This window comes from Streptomyces triticisoli (assembly GCF_003270085.1).
In the GTDB taxonomy this organism is placed as follows: domain Bacteria; phylum Actinomycetota; class Actinomycetes; order Streptomycetales; family Streptomycetaceae; genus Streptomyces; species Streptomyces triticisoli.
Genome location: NZ_QFDQ01000272.1, coordinates 1 through 14,362, shown reverse-complemented (window position 1 = coordinate 14,362; position 14,362 = coordinate 1). Strand labels below are relative to the sequence as shown.

Sequence of the window (14,362 nt, the reverse complement as noted above, 5' to 3'; positions counted from 1 at the left end):
CCAACGGTACGTCTTCTGAGTGAAATGTCAATGAAGCAAACGGAGTTGATTACAGGGGTGGGCGGCGAGCAGGGAATCTGCCGCGAGCCAGGAGCCAGAACCGTTCCCGGGGACAGGCCAAGGACGCTGACCAGGCTGCGTCGCCACCTGCAGTCGTGGCGTTGGTAGGCCAACGCGCGGACTCCCGTCCCGCCGAGCACCGATAGGACTGGACGCGGCCTTCAAGTCAGGGGGATCAGTCAAGCCAGTGCACGAGACGAGCTTTCTCATGGACCGCCAAGGCGCGTTCCTCCAGGCGAGGGGACCGCTGCGTGATCGGGTGACAGTCGGGGTTTACGCAGCGAGTGCTGTGTGAGGGGTCATGATGGTCTCGTACTCGACGGGAGTCAATCGGCCCAGCCGTATCTGGCGCCGTCGACGGTGGTAGGTGCGTTCGATCCAGGTCACGATCGCGATCCGCAGCTCGTCATGACCAAGGAAATCGCCCCCGCCCCGCCAGCTTGAGCACTGCGACCTGGTCCGTCCCTCGCCGCGCTCGCCCCAATCCTGGCGCGGTGCCGCGGTCCGGTCTGCCGTCGTCCGGTCGTTGTGGGTCCGCGGATTTCGTCCGGTTTTTTGCCCTCCGGCTTGTGCCTGTCCTGATCCTGTAAGGGTGTGAGGTCCAGGCGGGTCGGTGGGACCGTGCGATCATCGTGTTCGCAGCCTTGGGCCTTTGCGCTGTCGTTTTCTGCCGACCACAAACTGAGCGGCTCCACCGGAGCGCTGGCGACATCGAACTGCGACAACGGGGGAACGGGCATGGAAGACAGCCGGATGACGCAAGTGCGCCGGGAGCGTGCGCGTGCCGAGCGGCTGACCGAAGGGTTGATCGTCGGCGTGGCGTCGGTCCTCTCGTTCGGCCTGCTGGTCGGCCCGGCAGTGGTCTTCGGTATGACCGCTTGGCATCTGGTCACTGACAGCGGCACCACCGCGTTCAGTCGGCTCTTGGCTCCGGTGATCTTTCTCGCCCTCGTGACGCTACCGCTCATCTTGGCCCGCGTGGTGTTCCGCTCAGGCCGGCGCAAGGGCAAGGAGCGGCTGGCGGCGGCGGTCCCGGCAGTGTTGACGCTGCTCGGCGCGTCCGTTGTGCCGGTCGCGGCTCTGTGCCTGATCTTCATGTACGCGGACTGACCTCGGGCTGCAGCGGTCCGCCCGACGTTTACAAAGACGGTCGTGTTATCCCCAGAGAATGCGGCGCTCCACGTACGGATGCGGCTGAAGGCCAGGAAGGCCTACTACAGGATGAGTCAGGATGTCGGATATCACCGGCATCGCCGGGTGTTGGTCGGCGAGCCCTCTCGCACGGCGGAGTCGGGACAGCGCGCGGGACTGCACCGCGGCGAAGCTAACCCGCGCATTGCCGTCGGCGACGGCGACATGCAACGGCTTCGCCATCCAAGATCACGCCGGGCGGCAGGCCATGTTGCCCCTGAGATCCGTCAGCAGGCTGTGCGCGATGAACCGACGGACCACGAACGGGGTGACGTTCGCCCGCTCGTTGTACGCGACCGGATTCGGTGTGCCGAACGTGGTGGCGATCTGGTCCGCGGCGATGCTGACCGCGATCGGCTCGTAGGGGATCACAGCGAAGCGCGCCGACATTCATCGCCTCCACGGCGGCCACGCCCACGAGCTCCAAGCCGCTTGACATCCGAGTAACGACCTTTCCCACGATTGAGGCGCGGGCGTGCTCGCCCGGCGGTTCGGCTGGTGGATGATCAGCAGGCGGCCTGTCGGGCGAGCGCCAGTTCGGTGCTGTGGATGGGCCGGGTGGCCCGTCGGGCGGCACGGTCAGAGACCAGGCTCGCGATGGCGCGGTGGGTCTCTGCGTAGTCTTCGCGGCGGCCGGTGAAGCGCTGCAGCGGCCGCCAGTGGCGCATCTCGGCGTTGGCGTGCTCGACCGGGATGCGGGAGGAGGACTGGCGGCGCTTGGCTTCGCGCCAGGCTCGCTTGTCGCCCTCGGGTGCGTCGTCCTTGGCCTTCTTCGGCGGGGCGCTGACCTGGTCTGGGAACTCGTTCGCCAGGCCCCGGTAGCCGTCGTCGACCTCGGCCTTGACGCCAGGGTGGAGGCGGAACTGCTCGACGATCCCTTCGGTGCGCATCGCGGTCTGGTCGTGCATGCGGCCGGGCCGGTCGGCTCCGTTCCACAGGGTGCGGCCCTGCCCGTCACTGACGGTGGTGGTCTTGATGGTGTTCTGCTTCTTCTTGCCGGACACGAACGCACGGCGTCCGGGGCGGTGTGCCCTGGGGCGGCGGACATGGGTCTCCATGCCATCGATGCGCAAGGTGACGCCCTCGGCCTCGGCGTAGGCGAACACGTCCTCCAGGGTTCGCAGGCGCAGACCGGGGCGTTCGGGGACGGCGAAGCCGCGTGCGGCCAGCAGCGGACGGACCTCGGTCACGGCTCGGCCGATCGTGGAGGAGCCGACCTCGTACAGGATGCCCAACGCTTGGTAGGTCAGCTCGGTCCGGAGATGTACGAGGGTGACCACGAGCCTGTCGACGAAGGGGAGTTCGTACTTCGGGCCCGCTCCGCGTTGCCGGCGGCGCGCGGAGCCGCGTCGTTCCCGGCGCCCGGACTCGCACCGGGCCTCCCAGCGCGAAGCGAGCTCTTCGAGCAACTCGCCGAGATGTTGGCGGGACAGCCCGGTGAAGGCAGGATGGGACAAGGCCGCGCGGGCCCACTTCTTGGTCACACTCGAAGAACCCGCGCGGCCGCCATCACGTCACGGCCACTGCGCCGCAAGCATGGGTCAGGTCGTAAATACATGGACAGCTCCCCGCCGCGCCCGGCAAAGTGGCCGCCCGTGACGAGCAGTGAGCTATGGACCCGTGCGACCGCCGACCGCTACGACGCTGAGGAGAGCGAGATGTCCTCATCCGCTGTTCTCGGACCGACCCTCGCCTTCCTCACCGAACTCGCCGGAGACGGCCGGGCACTGGAGTTCGCCATCGGAACCGGACGAGTGGGCGTCCCGCTCCGGGAACGCGGCGTGCCCGTTGCGGGCATCGAACTGTCCAAACACATGACAGCGGTCCTGCGGCGCAAGATCGACGAGGACATGCTCCCGGTCGCCATCGGGGACATGGCCACGACCGTCGTCCCCGGCGAGTTCACCCTGGTCTATCTCGTCTACAACACGATCACGAACCTGCTCACCCAGGATGAGCAGGTCGAGTGCTTCCGCAACGCCGCACGTCACCTGACGCCTGGCGGCCGATTCGTCATCGAGCTGGGCGTGCCGCCGCTGCGGTTCCTGCCGCCCGGGCAGGTCGCAGTGCCGTTCGACGTCTCCGAGCGGCATCTCGGCTTCGACACCTTCGACCTGGTCGAGCAGATTCTCGTCTCGCACCACCTCACCCGCGACGGCGAAGACGGCCGCTACCGCCGCGGCAACTCCCGGCACCGGTACGCGTGGCCGGCGGAGCTCGACCTGATGGCACGGATCGCGGGGCTCGAGCTGGAACGGCGCGTCGCGGACTGGGACGGGGCGTCGTTCACCCAGGACTCCGCGAAGCACATCTCCGTGTGGCGCAAGCCAGCCTGAGGCAGCCCCCTGGTCCCGCGCATCAACCAGGCCGGGCACGATGAAAAAGCCACGACGGTGGGAGGTACCCCGCCGTCGCAGGTGCGTATCCACCTGGCACGCCGACTGCCATGTCCTCAGTTCCAGCCGATCGCCGATGACCGGCAGAGCCGCGTGGGGCGCGACGAGGGCCGGGAGGACGTGGTCGCGGCCGTGGCCGAGGCTGCCGTGGGGTGCTGCCAGCGGTCGTCGGCGGGCAGAAGGGTGTGCAGAGAGAGCGTCCAGGAGGTCGTCGTCGCTGGGCGCCCGTCTCGATGATCACCACGCCGGTCGTGGCGTGCGGCACGAAGACGTTCAGAAGGCCGTCGCGGCCTGCCGCCGCCTTGCGGAGGAAACTCTCACAATCGCGGGCGAGGTCGTAAGGCGGTGGGGTCGGACGCAGCAGATGCATCCGATCCCACCGCCGGTCAGCCGATCAGCTTGTGGAGCACGGGAACGCTGAGTCCGCAGCAACCTAGGCCCGTCGCAACGGCCGCGGGCACGGACTTCTCATGGAGGAACATGAGCCCGCCCATGACGAGGCCGATGATGACGGCCGCCAGGAAGACCACGGCGGCGTGCACCGATAGCAGCGGCGGCGCCTCGGACGGCAGCCCCGTGCTGGGCGAATCGGGCGGTTCGGGTCGGGCGGATATGGGGGAGTGCGGGTGCGGGTCCCGAGACATCGGGAGTCTCCTACGAGGCGGAGGAACAGAGACGGCGGACACCTGTGGTGGTGTCGTCCGCGTGGGGGTGGCGCGCGCCTCGCGGCCGGCGGTCCTGCTGCTCTCTGCCTGAGAGCGTCCCTGTGGAGCTTCGGCCCGGCCCAGGGTGGGCGTGTTCAGCGTAGCGGCGATCGGCGCGGGTGTTGCCCTGGGTGTGTGGTGGGTAGTCATCAGTACTGTCTTCGGGGTGTGTTCGGCTTGGTGGGCGGGGCAGTGACAGGTCTCAGATGCTTGCGTCTCGTCCTTGCGGGATCGGCTTCCTCACCCCGTAGGGCCGGTAGCCGGCACCCGGACAGCAGCGACTGGAGAGAAACTTCCGAGGCATTGCGGAGGCCCGGACCACCTGGTCCGGGCCTCCGCTTGGCCAAGGTGGTGTCTGCCGTCAGTTCACCGCAGAGATCCCCGCAGCCCAGCACAGCGCGAAGAAGCTTCTACGCTGCTGCACAGACAGCCGCGTGCAGTGATATGTAGCGTTCTGCACTCAAGTCTGCTGGATTTCACGGAACTTCTCTTCACCGCGTATAGCGTGAACCCTGCCGACAGGGAGGGGGCGACGATGGTGGATCCATGGGGTGATACAGCTGGTCAGGGCTCCTTTGAAACGGGGTTGCAGGCGTCTGCCGCAGAACTGCGCACCCACGGCGGCAGCGACCACCATGTCCTGGGACTGGCGAAGGGCCTGCTCGCGATGTTCCAGCACACCATCGACGAGCGGCTCACCGACCCGGACGCGGCCACCCCCACCACCCCCCGAGCGACAGGACGGCACTCATGACCATGGACCTCACCGGTTTTGCGCACAGCATCTTCCAGGCCCAGCCGTTCAGTATGTTCCTGGGTGCCGAACTCACCTCCGTGGGGCCCGACTCGGCCGAGATCCGCCTCATCAACCGGCCCGAGATCCAACAGCAGCACGGCTTCGTACACGGAGGAGTCCTCAGCTACCTGGCCGACAACGCGCTGACCTTCGCCGGAGGACTCGCCCTCGGCCGCGATGCGCTCACCGCCGAATACAAGATCAACTACGTTCGGCCGGCAGTCGGCGCCCTCGCTATCGCCCGCGCCAAGGCGACCGCCACAACCCGGAGTCAGGCCGTGTGCCAGTGCTTGGTCTACGTTGCCTCGGAGCAGGGGGAGGAGCGCCTGGTCGCCGTGGCGCAGGGGACGATCGTGAGCGCGGGCAAGCAAGAGGACTGAGACAACTGGGCAGTTGACCGGCCCATGGCGCCAGGTGCGTCACGGGCCGGTCTGTACCTGTTCGCGCAATATGTGCTTCTTCACCTTGCCGGAGGACGTACGCGGCAGCAACGGGACCACGTGATTTCAGCACCGTTTGATGCCCAAGAGATGGTGGGCCGAGCAGGGCGGTCTGCTCGGCCCACCGATGGTCACTCGATCAGTGCGTGCAGCCCTGCGGCGCAGGTCGCGGCAGCGAAGATCCCGGCGCGGACCGCCTTGGGGTAGGACTTCTCAGCGAAGAAGGTCAGCACCCCGATTCCGATGCCGCTGACGACGGCTATGGAGAGGATCAGCGCGGTGCGAGCAATGCTCATGACTTGTGGATCGTCCCCGGGAAGGCATGCGAAGGGCGTACCTTCCCGAATGATCCTGTGATGGTCACCAAGTCAGGCCCGCGTTCGCAGCGCGGGTCGGGAAGGCACGCCCGTGCTCAGCGTAGTCAACGAAGACGGCACCACGTCCGCCGGTTCCCTGATCGACGAGATCGTGCGGGAGGGCGCCAGGCGGATGCTCGCCGCCGCGCTGGAGGCGGAAGTCGACCAGTACATAGCTGAGTTGGCGGCAGAGCGGGACGAACGCGGGCGGCGTCTGGTGGTGCGCAACGGGCACCACCGCCCGCGGACCGTGACCACGGCGGCCGGGCCGGTCGAGGTGCGGGCGCCGCGGGTGAACGACCGCCGCGTCGACGAGGCGAGTGGTGAACGGCAGCGGTTCTCGTCGAAGATCTCCCCCAGCCTTCGGCCGGGAGGTGCCCCCAGCCGCCGTGGTGCCGCAAGTCCCCGAAAGTCAGCGAGGTACTCCTGCTGCTCTACCTGCACGGACTGTCCAGCGGCGACTTCGTGCCCGCGCTCGAGCAGTTCCTCGGCTCCGCGGCCGGCCTGTCGGCGGCCACGGTGAACCGGCTCACGAAGCAGTGGCAGGACGACCACGCCGCCTTCCAGCGACGCGACCTGTCGGAGAGCGACTACGTCTACGTGTGGGCCGACGGCGTCCACCCCAGGGTCCGTCTCGGTCAGGCCCACTCCTGCGTCCTGGTCCTGATGGGCGTGCGCCTGGACGGCACCAAGGAGCTGATCGCCCTGGCCGAGGGGCTGCGGGAGTCGACCGAGTCCTGGGCCGACCTGCTGCGGGACTGCCGCCGGCGCGGCATGCGCGATCCGGAACTCGTCGTGGGCGACGGGGCCATGGGCCTGTGGCGGGCCCTGGCGGAGGTGTTTCCGCAGGCCAGGCACCAGAGGTGTTGGGTTCACAGAAGCCGTAAAGAATCAAGGTGCTGCTTTACCGGGACGGGCTCGTTGTCAGGGTATGGCGGTTCCGGAGGAGATCTGTTCCCAACTCCAATGCAGATTCTTGGCGTTGTTGCCGCACTTGAACGAGCGGCAGCGGCGGCTGGCCCTGGCTACCGAGGCCCGGCTGCTCGGGCACGGCGGCGTCCGGGCGGTAGCGCGGATCGCGCAGGTCAGCGAGACGACCGTGCGTCGTGGAGTATCGGAGCTGGAAGCGGGTGCCGGGCCGCTGCCGGACGGCCGGGTGCGTGCACCAGGCGGAGGCCGCAAGCGGGCTGAAGCCAACGATCCTGCCCTGCTCAAAACCTTGTTGGGCCTGGTCGAGCCGGACGAGCGGGGAGATCCTCAGTCTCCGCTGCGGTGGACGACGAAGTCGCTGCGCAACCTGGCCGAGGAGCTGACCCGGCAGGGGCACCCGGTGTCCGCGCCGACGGTGGGCCGGCTACTCAAGCAGGAGGGCTTCAGCCTGCAGGCGAACGTCAAGACCCTCGAGGGTGCCCAGCATCCCGACCGGGATGCCCAGTTCCGCTACATCAACGAGCAGGTCAAGCAGCACCAGGCCGACGGCGAGCCGGTGGTCAGCGTGGACACCAAGAAGCGAGAGCAGATCGGACGGCTGCCCATGGCCGGCCGCGAGTGGCGGCCCAGGGGCGAGCCGGTCGAGGTGGAGGACCATCATTTCTTCTTCAGCGGCCCGGACGTTCAGCAGGCGATCCCGTACGGGATCTACGACATCGCCCGCAACACCGGCTGGGTCAACGTCGGTGTTGATCACGACACGTCGGTCTTCGCGGTCGAGTCCATCCGCCGCTGGTGGCGCTGTCGCGGCAGCCTCGACCACCCGAAAGCGTCACGACTGCTGATCACCTCGGACGCGGGCGGCTCCAACGGCTACCGCTACCGAGTCTGGAAGAGCGAACTGGCTGCCCTGGCCGCCGAGACGGGCCTGACAATTACGGTGTGTCACTTTCCTCCGGGCACGAGCAAGTGGAACAAAATCGAGCACCGGCTGTTCTCACACATCACCCGCAACTGGCGAGGCAGGCCGCTGACCAGCCACGAAGTCGTCATCGAGACGATCGCCGCCACCCGCACCCGGGCTGGTCTGCGCGTCGAGGCCCACCTGGATCCCGGTGACTACCCCACCGGCATCGCGATCAGCAAGGACCGCTTCGCCGCGCTGCCGCTGGTCCGGCATGAGGTTCACGGCCAGTGGAACTACGCCCTGCTGCCCGAACCCTCTGCGCCACAGGTGTCGCCCGCCGGCGAGGCACACGGCGTCGCCGACCGCCGCCGCGAACTTGTCACCCGTCTCGCGGACCCACGCCTGACCGGGCTGAGTGGCACGGAACTCGCAGAATTATGCGCTGAGTTGGCCCCACTGCAGGCCGCCCGGGCCCAGGAACGCTACAGCGAGCAGCGCGGCGGACGCGCCCGGCGCGCCACCGGAAACCAGCGGGCCAAGCCGCTGTTCGATGACGCCACCCGGGTGATGCTCACCCTCCTCTACCAGCGCCAGGTCTGCTCGATGAAGCTGCTGGGCGACATGCTGGAGGTCACCCCCACCTGCATCGGCCACCTCGTCGCCGAGACCCGCCGTGTCCTGGAGGACCACGGCCACCAGCCCGGTTACGCCCCCAGCCGGTTCACCACGGCGCACACGCTGATGGCCTTCCTCGACACCGACAAGACCCCGCCGCGCACCCGGATCATGGAAAGCCTGTCCCATCCGCGGCTTACCGGCATGTCCCGCACGGAGCTGAATGCGCTCGCTCGCCGCCTCGCCCCACGCCAGATTGCCCAGGTCGAACGTGCCTCCTACCAGCGCCGGGGTGCCGATCGCCAGCCGGGCAGCCGCGGCGGCGTCTTCCCGCAGAAGCTCGGCGACAGAGAACGCGTCGTCGTCGCCATCCTCTACCTGCGGAAACTGTGCACCCTGGACATCCTCGCCGACGCGCTGGGGGACGTGAGCAGGTCCTCGATCGGGAACGTCGTCCGCGAGATCCGGCCCCTGCTTGCCGAAGGCGGACTTCTCCCACTTCCGGCCACCACCCGCTACCGCACCGCCACCGAACTCCTCGCCGCCGCACAGGACCCCGACACACCGACAAGTTGATTCTTTACGGCTTCACAAGACCCGCAACGTGTCGAACGCACTGCCGAAGTCCGCGCAGCCTGGAGCGAAGAAGGCCCTGCAGGAGATCTACAACGCCGAGGACCGGGCCCATGCCGAGCGGGCCGCCCGCGCGTTCGAGAAGGCCTATGGGGCGAAGTGGCCCAAGGCGGTGAAGAAGATCATCGACGACCTGGGCGAGCTGCTGGCGTTCTACGACTTCCCGGCCGAGCACTGGATCCATCTGCGGACCACGAATCCGATCGAGTCCACGTTCGCCACGGTCAGGCTGCGGACGAAGGTCCCCCGGGGCGCGGGCAGCCCGGCCGCCGCGCTGGCGATGGTGTTCAAGCTCGCCGAGGCCACCCAGGCCCGCTGGCGGGCAATCACCGCACCCCACCTCGTCGCCCTCGTCCGCTCCGGCGCCCGCTTCGAAAACGGCCACCTCGTCGAACGGCCCGAAGCCGCCGCCTGAAACTCAACTCACCCACAAGTCTTGACTATTACTCTCCCCGGGACGGACGCATCCTCGTAGCCATCAGCGGCGACCGGGTCTCCAACGCCCCGGAGGAGCCGGACTTCCGCTTCAGCATCTGGGAAACAGCCACCTGGACTGAGCTTCCCAGTCCGCAGATCGGTCACAGCGGCCACGTGACAGCATCAGCCTTCTCACCGGGCGGCAGACTCTTCTCACCGGGCGGCATAGGCGGCCTGCTACGGATACGAACCCTGCCTACAGCCATATCGAACGAGTCGTCGGCGACCTGACGCATTCAGCAGTCAGCTTCGCCCGAGGCAAGCTGTCCACCTGCGCGCCCTCTATGTCGTCCAGCGCATGCCGATGGCGGCGAGCTGCTCCACCCGTTCCGGCGACAGCGTCGCGGCCCGGCTCCGCTGGTTCCCGATCCAAACGAGGGTGTGGCCGGGAAGGGTCGGCTATCTGTAGGCAGGGCCGAAACGGCGGCTCGGCGATTTCGGGAGTCAGGAGTCGTACAGCTCGTCGACGAGCGCGAAACCGTCCGCGATCCAGGCCAGCTCGGTGCGGGCGCGGGCGATGAGGCCGTCGTAGGCGTACACCTTGTAGCGCACCGCGAACTCGGCCTCGCGCTCGGTCAGCTTGGACAGGCGGGCCGCGAGGGTGGGGTGGGTGCGGTCGACGAGCGTGGCCCGGGTGCCTTCGAGCATGCTCAATTGCTCCTCCCAGTACGCCTGTTGTTGCCGGAGCTGCTCACGCACCGACGCGGGGTCGGCGAAGTCGAAGTAGGCCGCCTTCAGATACGCCGGGTCGCGCTGTCGCTGAGGCGTCAGCGGGGACTCCATCCACGCCCGGAAGTCGGCGAGGCCGGCGTCGGTGACGTGGTACTCCTTCTTCGTCCCCTTCTTGCCCCAGGGCACCTCGACCGAGGTGAGCAGCCCGTCGCGCTCCATCCGGTTGAGCTCGGGATAGATCTGGGAGTCCGGGGCGTGCCAGACATGAGCCACCGAGCGACTGAAGCTCTTCGAGATGTCGTACCCGGTCATCGGGCGACCGGTGAGCAGCGCGATCAGCGCGTAACGCAGCGACAAGGCACCTCCCCTTCCAGACCGGTCAGGTTACTCACCCTTGCCATCTAACTATATCCATAGTTAGTTTGTGGCCCGCACAACACATACCTCTCTTCATAGGGAGTCCCCATGCCTCGTACCGCTTCCCCTCTGGCGGACACCGCACCACCGGCCACCGCAGCCGCGAAGATCTTCAACTACCCCCGCAACGCCTGGTACGTCGCCGCCTGGGACCACGAGGTCACCGGCAAGCAGCCGCTGGCCCGCACGATCGCCGGCGTACCGCTGGCGTTGTGGCGCAACACCGAGGGCCGCGCGGTTGCCCTCGCGGACGCCTGCTGGCACCGGCTGGCGCCGCTGTCGAAGGGCAAGATCCTGGGCGACGAGCTGCAGTGCCCCTACCACGGTCTGCGCTACAACGCGGCCGGTCGCTGCACCGTGATGCCCGCGCAGGAGACGATCAACCCCAGCGCGGTGGTCCCCTCCTACCCCGTCGTCGAACGCTATCGGTATGTCTGGGTCTGGGTCGGTGATCCGGACCTGGCCGACCCGACCGCCGTGCCCGACATGCACCAGATGGACGACCCGGCCTGGGCCGGCGACGGCGAGACGATCCACGCCGACTGCAACTACCAGCTCATCCTCGACAACCTCATGGACCTCACCCACGAGGAGTTCGTGCACTCCTCGAGCATCGGCCAGGAGGAGCTGTCCGAGGCCGAGTTCGACGTGACTCATGAGGGCAACACAGTGACCGTCACCCGGTGGATGCGCGACATCGACGCCCCTCCGTTCTGGCTGAAGAACATGCGCGACAGGTTCCCGGGCTTCTCCGGCAAGGTCGACCGCTGGCAGATCATCAAGTTCGAGGCGCCGGGCACGATCTGCATCGACGTCGGTGTGGCGAAGGCGGGTACCGGTGCGCCCGAGGGTGATCGCAGCCAGGGCGTCAACGGGTACGTGATGAACACGATCACCCCCGAGACCGACCGCACCTCCCACTACTTCTGGGCATTCATGCGCAACTACTGCCTGGACAGTCAGACCATCACCACCCAGCTGCGCCAGGGGGTGCACGGGGTCTTCGGTGAGGACGAGGAGATGCTGCGCGCCCAGCAGCGCGCCATCGACGCCAACCCCGAGCACGAGTTCTACAGCCTCAACATCGACGCCGGCGGGATGTGGGTACGCCAGATCCTCGAGCGCATGCTCAAGGCCGAGGGACGCCCCTCCTCCGCGCCGGCCGCCGGTCAGGGGGCCTGAGGTGGCGGTGCAGACACAGACCCGCTGGCAGCGGGCCCGGGTGGTCGAGGTCTCCGACGTCGCCGACGGCATCCGCCGCATCGTCCTGGCCCCCGAGCAGCCCGAGCACGCCGCGCCCGGCACACACATCGACGTCAGGATCGGGGACGGTGCCCGCGGGGTGCGTTCCTACTCCGTGGTGCGCTCCGAGGACGGCGGCCGCCGGCTGACGCTCAGCGTGCGGCTCTCCCCCACCTCGTCCGGTGGCTCGGCGGCGATGCACCGACTGCAGGTCGGGGACGATCTGACCGTCACCGGTCCGCTGCAGAACTTCCCGCTCGCGGTCGGCGCCACCCGCTACGTACTCGTCGCCGGCGGCATCGGCGTCACCGCGTTGGTGGCGATGGCCTCCGCGCTGCGCCGGCGCGGCGCCGACTACAACCTGGTGCTCGCCGGTCGCAGCCGCGCCGTGATGGCGTACCTCGACGATCTGGTCGCCGAGCACGGCGACCGCGTCCGTGTCCACGTCGACGACGAGGGCACCCCGCTGGCTGTCGACGATCTCATCGCCGGAATCGCCCGGACACCCGCCGCCGAGGGCACCGAGCTCTACATGTGCGGCCCGATCGGGCTCATGAACGCCATCTCGCGGAGCTGGGCCGGGCACGACCTGCCGGCGACCAACCTGCGCTTCGAGACATTCGGTTCCAGCGGCCGGTACCCGGCCGAGGAGTTCCTGGTACGCATCCCCGACCTCGACCGGGAGATCACCGTCGCACCCGACACGTCGATCCTCGACTCCCTCGAGGCAGCCGGCGTCGAGACACTCTCGGACTGCCGCAAGGGCGAGTGCGGGCTGTGTCTGGCGAAGGTGGTCGACTCCACCGGCACCATCGACCACCGCGACGTCTTCCTGAGCGAGTCCCAGAAGGAACGCTCGGACAGGCTGTGCCTGTGCGTCTCCCGAGCAGTGGCAGCCAACAGCGGCTCAGGCGAACCCGCTGTCCTCTCCCTCCGCCTCACCTGACCCGGTGCACCTCCGCGTACGCACGGATCCCTCACCATCTGGACACCCATGAACATCACCGCACGCATCTCGCAAGCACCGATGAGCGGCTACCAATGGCTGATCGTCGCTCTCTGCACCTTCATGAACTGCCTGGACGGCTTCGACGTCATGGCGATCGCCTTCACCGGGCCGTCGGTCACCGAGGAGTTCGCGCTCAGCGGCTCGGAGTTCGGCCTGCTGGTCTCGGTCGGCCTGATCGGGATGGCGATCGGCTCGATGCTGCTCGCCCCCTTCGCCGACCTCATCGGTCGGCGCCCGCTGATCCTGATAAGCCTCCTCCTCGGCACGATCGGCATGTTCGGCGCGGCGACGGCATCGTCGGTGACCGTGATGGGCATCTTCCGCCTCATCACCGGGATCGGTGTCGGCGGCATCCTGGCCAGCACCAATGTGATCGTCAGCGAGTTCTCCAACGCCAAGAACCGCGGACTCTCCATCGGCATCTACACCGCCGGGTACGGGATCGGTGCCACCATGGCGAGCCTGGTCGCGAAGACCGTCGTGGGCGGCGACTGGCGCATCGTCTTCTACGTCGGCGGTGTCGGGACCCTGCTCGCCCTGGTCGTGATCGCCGTCATCCTGCCCGAGTCGGTCGCCTTCCTCGAGCAGCGCCGTCCGAGCGGCGCGCTGGAGCGGATCAACCGGACACTGGCCCGGATGCGGATGGAGGCCGTCACCGACACCGACCTCGACCAGGCGGCCGCCACCCGGATCGACACCCAGCGGGCCGGCTCGGGATGGCTCAAGCAGCTGCTGACCCCGACCATCCTGCTCTGGCTCACCTTCATCACGATCATGTTCGGCTTCTACTTCGTCAACAGCTGGACCCCCACGCTCCTGGTCGAGGAGGGCCTCTCCGAGAGCGCGGCGGTGACCGCCGGGATGGCGATCTCGATCGGCGGCACGGTCGGCTCGGTCCTCTACGGCGTCGCCGCCCGGGTGCGTACGCCGCGGGTGGTGCTGATCGGGTTCTCCCTGCTCTCTGCCGCGATGATGATCGTCTTCATCGTGAGCACCTCGACTCTGTGGCTCGGGTTCGGCATCGGCGTCGTCGTCGGTGCTCTGATCAACGGCTGCATCGCTGGTGCGTACACCGTCGGTCCGCCGCTCTACCCGGCCAACATCCGCAGCGTCGGCATGGGCTGGGCACTCGGAATGGGACGCATCGGCGCCATCCTGTCCCCGACCATCGCCGGCATGCTCAAGGACGCAGGTGCCTCCGCGACGCAGCTCTACGTCGGAGCCGCCATGGTGGTCGCCGTCTGCGCACTCGTCCTGGTGGGCCTGCGCCGGTACGACCCCGAGTCCAGTCCCACGGCGAAGGAGGCACTCGCCGTCTGACCTCTGCTCGGTCTCCTCGCGACGCAGGCCGATCGGGTTCCCGGTCGGCCCGCTGCGATTCCGGGGTTCGTAGTTGGTGTGGTGGGCGTGGTTTGAGCTGGGGTGCTGGAGGTTTTCTGAGAGGGCGTTAAGTCCCTTCCCTCTCGGTTCGTGATCGCTCGTTCGTGGTACTGATCGCTATCCAGGCCGACTGCCCG

At 67.9% G+C, this 14,362-nt stretch carries 14 protein-coding genes and 4 pseudogenes; 10 read left to right on the top strand and 8 right to left on the bottom strand.

Annotated features, from left to right (window positions below; translation table 11 throughout):
* Positions 1-333 precede the first annotated feature (333 nt).
* Positions 334-462, bottom strand: a pseudogene (locus DEP02_RS34215) (IS3 family transposase); the annotation flags it as partial.
* A gap of 336 nt (positions 463-798) precedes the next feature.
* Here DEP02_RS34215 and DEP02_RS30895 point away from each other — a divergent pair.
* On the top strand, positions 799-1,170 hold the full coding sequence (locus DEP02_RS30895; RefSeq protein ID WP_112470975.1) for a hypothetical protein: 372 nt from the start codon (positions 799-801) through the stop codon (positions 1,168-1,170).
* Between the two features lie 270 nt (positions 1,171-1,440).
* On the opposite strand, the gene DEP02_RS30890 is transcribed toward DEP02_RS30895, so the two are convergent.
* Both DEP02_RS30890 and DEP02_RS30885 read right to left on the bottom strand, forming a co-directional pair.
* Entirely contained in the window at positions 1,441-1,641 is a 201-nt protein-coding gene (locus tag DEP02_RS30890; protein WP_112470974.1) for a hypothetical protein, read from the bottom strand.
* A gap of 116 nt (positions 1,642-1,757) precedes the next feature.
* The gene (locus tag DEP02_RS30885) at positions 1,758-2,735 is read right to left on the bottom strand and encodes a transposase family protein (protein ID WP_112470973.1); all 978 of its coding nucleotides are present in this window, start codon (positions 2,733-2,735) and stop codon (positions 1,758-1,760) included.
* Between the two features lie 111 nt (positions 2,736-2,846).
* On the opposite strand from DEP02_RS30885, the gene DEP02_RS30880 reads away from it, so the two are divergent.
* A complete protein-coding gene (locus tag DEP02_RS30880; RefSeq protein WP_198668674.1) occupies positions 2,847-3,587 on the top strand; it encodes a class I SAM-dependent DNA methyltransferase in 741 nt (246 codons plus the stop codon).
* A gap of 81 nt (positions 3,588-3,668) precedes the next feature.
* Here the strand turns inward: DEP02_RS30880 and DEP02_RS30875 are convergent.
* Both DEP02_RS30875 and DEP02_RS30870 read right to left on the bottom strand, forming a co-directional pair.
* A pseudogene (locus DEP02_RS30875) lies at positions 3,669-4,017 on the bottom strand (YjbQ family protein); the annotation flags it as partial.
* 16 nt (positions 4,018-4,033) lie between these two features.
* Entirely contained in the window at positions 4,034-4,291 is a 258-nt protein-coding gene (locus DEP02_RS30870) for a hypothetical protein (protein WP_232839350.1), read from the bottom strand.
* Positions 4,292-4,886: 595 nt separating this feature from the next.
* Here DEP02_RS30870 and DEP02_RS33760 point away from each other — a divergent pair.
* On the top strand, positions 4,887-5,105 hold the full coding sequence (locus DEP02_RS33760) for a hypothetical protein (protein WP_157977580.1): 219 nt from the start codon (positions 4,887-4,889) through the stop codon (positions 5,103-5,105).
* Positions 5,102-5,527 carry a PaaI family thioesterase gene (locus DEP02_RS30865; RefSeq protein ID WP_112470971.1) on the top strand — a complete coding sequence of 142 codons (426 nt, stop codon included), beginning with the start codon at positions 5,102-5,104 and terminating at the stop codon, positions 5,525-5,527. Before DEP02_RS33760 ends, DEP02_RS30865 begins: the two co-directional genes overlap by 4 nt.
* Positions 5,528-5,718: 191 nt before the next feature.
* Here the strand turns inward: DEP02_RS30865 and DEP02_RS33755 are convergent, their stop codons facing one another.
* Positions 5,719-5,883 (bottom strand): hypothetical protein, encoded by a 165-nt coding sequence (locus tag DEP02_RS33755; RefSeq protein WP_157977579.1) that lies wholly within the window; start codon positions 5,881-5,883, stop codon positions 5,719-5,721.
* Between the two features lie 112 nt (positions 5,884-5,995).
* On the opposite strand from DEP02_RS33755, the pseudogene DEP02_RS30860 reads away from it, so the two are divergent.
* The 3 genes and pseudogenes from DEP02_RS30860 to DEP02_RS30850 form a co-directional block, all read left to right on the top strand.
* Positions 5,996-6,822 (top strand): annotated as a pseudogene (locus DEP02_RS30860) (IS256 family transposase); the annotation flags it as partial.
* 52 nt (positions 6,823-6,874) lie between these two features.
* Entirely contained in the window at positions 6,875-8,971 is a 2,097-nt protein-coding gene (locus DEP02_RS30855; RefSeq protein ID WP_112470970.1) for an ISAzo13 family transposase, read from the top strand.
* A gap of 13 nt (positions 8,972-8,984) precedes the next feature.
* Positions 8,985-9,443 (top strand): annotated as a pseudogene (locus DEP02_RS30850) (transposase); the annotation flags it as partial.
* 344 nt (positions 9,444-9,787) lie between these two features.
* On the opposite strand, the gene DEP02_RS35985 reads toward DEP02_RS30850, so the two are convergent.
* Positions 9,788-9,874, bottom strand: coding sequence for a hypothetical protein (locus DEP02_RS35985; RefSeq protein ID WP_500300174.1), 87 nt, complete (start codon positions 9,872-9,874; stop codon positions 9,788-9,790).
* Positions 9,875-9,949: 75 nt separating this feature from the next.
* Positions 9,950-10,534 carry a PadR family transcriptional regulator gene (locus tag DEP02_RS30840; protein WP_112470969.1) on the bottom strand — a complete coding sequence of 195 codons (585 nt, stop codon included), beginning with the start codon at positions 10,532-10,534 and terminating at the stop codon, positions 9,950-9,952.
* A 108-nt stretch (positions 10,535-10,642) separates the two neighbouring features.
* On the opposite strand from DEP02_RS30840, the gene DEP02_RS30835 reads away from it, so the two are divergent.
* Genes DEP02_RS30835 through DEP02_RS30825 form a run of 3 tightly spaced genes read left to right on the top strand, consistent with a single transcriptional unit; the run spans position 10,643 to position 14,165 of the window.
* Positions 10,643-11,776 (top strand): aromatic ring-hydroxylating dioxygenase subunit alpha, encoded by a 1,134-nt coding sequence (locus DEP02_RS30835; RefSeq protein WP_112470968.1) that lies wholly within the window; start codon positions 10,643-10,645, stop codon positions 11,774-11,776.
* A gap of 7 nt (positions 11,777-11,783) precedes the next feature.
* Complete coding sequence (locus DEP02_RS30830; protein ID WP_232839349.1) at positions 11,784-12,782, top strand: PDR/VanB family oxidoreductase; 999 nt, start codon at positions 11,784-11,786, stop codon at positions 12,780-12,782.
* Positions 12,783-12,830: 48 nt separating this feature from the next.
* The gene (locus DEP02_RS30825; RefSeq protein WP_112470966.1) at positions 12,831-14,165 is read left to right on the top strand and encodes an MFS transporter; all 1,335 of its coding nucleotides are present in this window, start codon (positions 12,831-12,833) and stop codon (positions 14,163-14,165) included.
* Positions 14,166-14,362 lie beyond the last annotated feature (197 nt).

Bases quoted from the DNA above. Each gene is read 5' to 3' on its own strand.
- DEP02_RS30895 (WP_112470975.1), top strand. From the start codon at position 799: ATGGAAGACAGCCGGATGACGCAAGTGCGCCGGGAGCGTGCGCGTGCC.
- DEP02_RS30890 (WP_112470974.1), bottom strand. From the start codon at position 1,641: ATGTCGGCGCGCTTCGCTGTGATCCCCTACGAGCCGATCGCGGTCAGC.
- DEP02_RS30870 (WP_232839350.1), bottom strand. From the start codon at position 4,291: ATGTCTCGGGACCCGCACCCGCACTCCCCCATATCCGCCCGACCCGAA.
- DEP02_RS33760 (WP_157977580.1), top strand. From the start codon at position 4,887: ATGGTGGATCCATGGGGTGATACAGCTGGTCAGGGCTCCTTTGAAACG.
- DEP02_RS30865 (WP_112470971.1), top strand. From the start codon at position 5,102: ATGACCATGGACCTCACCGGTTTTGCGCACAGCATCTTCCAGGCCCAG.
- DEP02_RS33755 (WP_157977579.1), bottom strand. From the start codon at position 5,883: ATGAGCATTGCTCGCACCGCGCTGATCCTCTCCATAGCCGTCGTCAGC.
- DEP02_RS30855 (WP_112470970.1), top strand. From the start codon at position 6,875: ATGGCGGTTCCGGAGGAGATCTGTTCCCAACTCCAATGCAGATTCTTG.
- DEP02_RS30835 (WP_112470968.1), top strand. From the start codon at position 10,643: ATGCCTCGTACCGCTTCCCCTCTGGCGGACACCGCACCACCGGCCACC.
- DEP02_RS30825 (WP_112470966.1), top strand. From the start codon at position 12,831: ATGAACATCACCGCACGCATCTCGCAAGCACCGATGAGCGGCTACCAA.